At 59.2% G+C, this 3,211-nt stretch carries 4 protein-coding genes; all 4 read right to left on the bottom strand.

The window, feature by feature from the left end; translation table 11 throughout:
* On the bottom strand, positions 1–862 hold an 862-nt coding region (locus tag NKH78_RS32415), incomplete at its 3' end, for an ABC transporter ATP-binding protein (RefSeq protein WP_352885224.1).
* A 44-nt stretch (positions 863–906) separates the two neighbouring features.
* On the bottom strand, positions 907–1,923 hold the full coding sequence (locus tag NKH78_RS32420; protein WP_352885226.1) for an ABC transporter ATP-binding protein: 1,017 nt from the start codon (positions 1,921–1,923) through the stop codon (positions 907–909).
* Entirely contained in the window at positions 1,920–2,816 is an 897-nt protein-coding gene (locus NKH78_RS32425) for an ABC transporter permease (protein WP_352885228.1), read from the bottom strand. Before NKH78_RS32425 ends, NKH78_RS32420 begins: the two co-directional genes overlap by 4 nt.
* A partial coding sequence (locus NKH78_RS32430; protein ID WP_352885230.1) for an ABC transporter permease occupies positions 2,816–3,211 on the bottom strand: 396 nt, incomplete at its 5' end. The genes NKH78_RS32425 and NKH78_RS32430, both read right to left, overlap by 1 nt.

The raw sequence follows: 3,211 nt of genomic DNA on the forward strand, positions 1-3,211 counted from the left end.
GGCTACAGATTTCCTGGGCGTACTGGCACCGCGCGTGGAACTCGCAGCCGGTTGGCCGTCTCAGCATGCTCGGCACCTCGCCTTTGATTTCGATGCGGTTGAGAACGGCATCGGGATCGGGCACCGGATTGGCCGAGAGCAAGGCCTGCGTATAAGGATGCCGGGGATGATCGAAGATGCTTTCAGTCGAGCCCGTCTCGACAATGCGACCGAGATACATGATCGCCATACGATCGGCCATGTGGCGGACTACGTTGAGGTTGTGGGTGATGATCAGGATGGCGATCCCAAGTTCATCCTGGAGGCGAGCAAGCAGATTAAGCACCTCACCCTGGACCGATACGTCGAGCCCAGCTGTGGGCTCGTCGGCGATGATCAGGTCTGGGTTGAGTGCAAGGGCACGAGCGACGCCGACGCGCCGGGCCTGACCGCCAGAGAGCTGGTGGGGATAGCGGCGCCCAAAGTCCGCCGGCAAGCCGACCATGCGCAACAGGCGCTCCGCTTCGGCACCGGGATCGCGATTGCTCACGCCGTGTATGCGGAATGGCTCGGTGAGGAGCGACTGCACGGTCAGCCGCGGCGAGAGGGAGCCCACGGGATCCTGGAACATCATCGTCATGCGGCGCAGGTAGGACTTTCGTTCGGCCGCTTTGAGGCCGATAAGTTCCTGCCCGTCGAAACGAATGCTGCCGCTAACAGCCGGCTGAAGGCCGATGATCGTGCGAGCGATGGTGGATTTGCCAGATCCGCTTTCGCCGACGAGGGCAAGCGTCTCGCCCTTGCGGATTTCAAAGGAGACGCCGCACACAGCGTCAATGAAAGGGTCGGCCGTGCCCGTGGTGAGCGCCTTCAGCGACCCCATGGTGCGGAAGCGGACGCGCAGGTCCTGGACACTTAGCAGCGCACTCATGCCGCAACCATCCCAGCTCGATCGAGCAGATGGCATCGCGCAACCTGGTCAGCAGCGACACGGTATTCGCCAGGCGTCTCATGAACGCAGCGATCGAAAGCGTGAGGACACCGCGGTCGGAAGATACATCCATTTCTGCTTCCGAGCAGACTGGGGACGTCTCCGGGGATGGTCGGCAAATTGCGCGTCCGTTGCTTGATCCGTCCAGGATCGCACTCAAGCAGCGCCCTTGTGTAGGGATGGCCGGGATTATGGAAGATGTCGCGTACGGCGCCCTGCTCTACCACCTCGCCCGCATACATGACGGCAACCCGGTCGCACAATTCAGCGACGACGCCGAGATGATGGGAGACAAACAGGATGGAGCAACCGATCTCCCTTTGCAGATCCTTGAGCAGGTGGATGATCTGGACTTCCAACGTTGCATCAAGCGCCGTGGTCGGCTCGTCGGCGATGAGCAGCGCCGGTCTCACCAGAAGTGCCATGGCAATGCAGATGCGCTGGCGCATGCCACCAGAGAACTGATGCGGATAATTCCCGATGCGGCTTTGCGGATCGGGAATTCCGACGCGCTTGAGCATGTCGATCGCACGAGCGCGCTTTTCACTACGGCCTCGTTGTCCGTGGTGTTGGATATCGATCATCTGGCTCTCGATGGTCCGCACCGGATTGAGCGCGGTCATCGGATCCTGGAAGATCATGGAGAGGCGATCGCCCATCAGACTGCGTCGCGCCTGGGCAGTCAGCGTAAGCAGGTCGCGTCTTTCGAATATGATGCTGCCGGCAGTAACCTGAGCGTTTTCTGGAAGTAGACCCATCACAGTATAGGCAAGCGTGGATTTGCCGGATCCACTCTCACCGACGATGCCGACTATCTGTCTGCTTGGCACGTCCAGCGAAACGTTGCACAGTGCGTGAACACGTCCGCGTGGCGAGCCGAAGTCGAGGTTGAGGTTCCGAACCTCGAGAAGCGGATGGGCGGACATTGGCGGTGTCGGATCTTCACGTCTCATAAGTCTTTCCGCAGCTTGGGATCGAATATGTCACGCAATGCTTCGCCAAGGAATGTGAAGCCCAGCGTGGCGACCACTATTGGAATGCCGCCGGCAAAAATCAGCCAGGGGGTCTGATTGATATAGCTATAGCCATCATTGAGGATAACTCCCCAGTCGGGCGTGGGTGGCCGCACACCCATGCCAAGAAAGCCCAGACCTGCTTCCACGGCGATCACCGACGGCACATCCATGCTTACAAGAATAAGAAGCGGACCAATCACGTTTGGCAGCATGTGCACGGCAAGGATGCGCGTCGTGCCAGCGCCCATGCTTCGTTCGGCGTCAATGTAATCGGAGTTGCGCAAGGCTTGCGTTTGGGTGCGCACGACACGCGCATAGATCGGCATGGATGTTATTGCGATGACCAGGATCACGCTGGACATGCTGGGGCCAAGAAGCGCGATGATGGCCAATGCAAATATGATCCCGGGAAAGGAGCGGATTGTGTCGAAGAATAGTAGCAGAAGATTGTCGAGCCAGCGCGGCCCGAACCCTGCGATCAGACCAAGCACGAGCCCAACGACAAACGAACTGCCGAGCGATGCAAAGGCAACGAGAAGCGGGATGCGGCCGCCCATGATGGCACGCGAAAAGGTGTCGCGACCGAGTTGATCCGTGCCAAGAAGAAAATCTGCAGAAGGTCCTGCCAAACGAGGCCCGATCATAATGCGGATGGGGTCATGCGTGATGATGAGCGGACCAAAGATCGCGCTCGCCACCACGACCAGGACAAGCACCGCGCCAAGCATGCCCAGACGGTTTTTAAGCAGTTGCCGCAGGAAAGCTCCGAGGTCGCCTGAATTGTGCCTTGCGGGAACTTCCGTACCAATCGTGTCAATGCTCGTCATCATCAGAGCTTTTCCCGTGTCCGCGGGTCAAGGCCGGCGTTGATGAGATCAGAGAGCGTCGTTGCTATCACGATAAGGAAGGTGGTGACCACGACGACGCCCATCACAATTGGATAGTTGCGCGTATTCACCGCCTGCACGATCAGCGCGCCGATCCCCGGTCTTGCAAACACCACCTCGACAAACACCGCTCCCGACAGCAGCCATGCGATCCCTACGCCCAAGATGGTTACCGTTGGCAAGATCGCAAGCGGCAGAGCGTAGCGGTAAACAATGCGCCATTCCGAAATCCCGAAAGAGCGAGCCATCCGGATATGGTTCTCACCCAGCGTTTGGAGCATGGACGCGCGCACCAGTCGAGAGATGTAGCCCACCCAACCGATTCCCATTGCAAAGCT

The organism is Mesorhizobium sp. M0910, from assembly GCF_040319465.1.
In the GTDB taxonomy this organism is placed as follows: domain Bacteria; phylum Pseudomonadota; class Alphaproteobacteria; order Rhizobiales; family Rhizobiaceae; genus Mesorhizobium.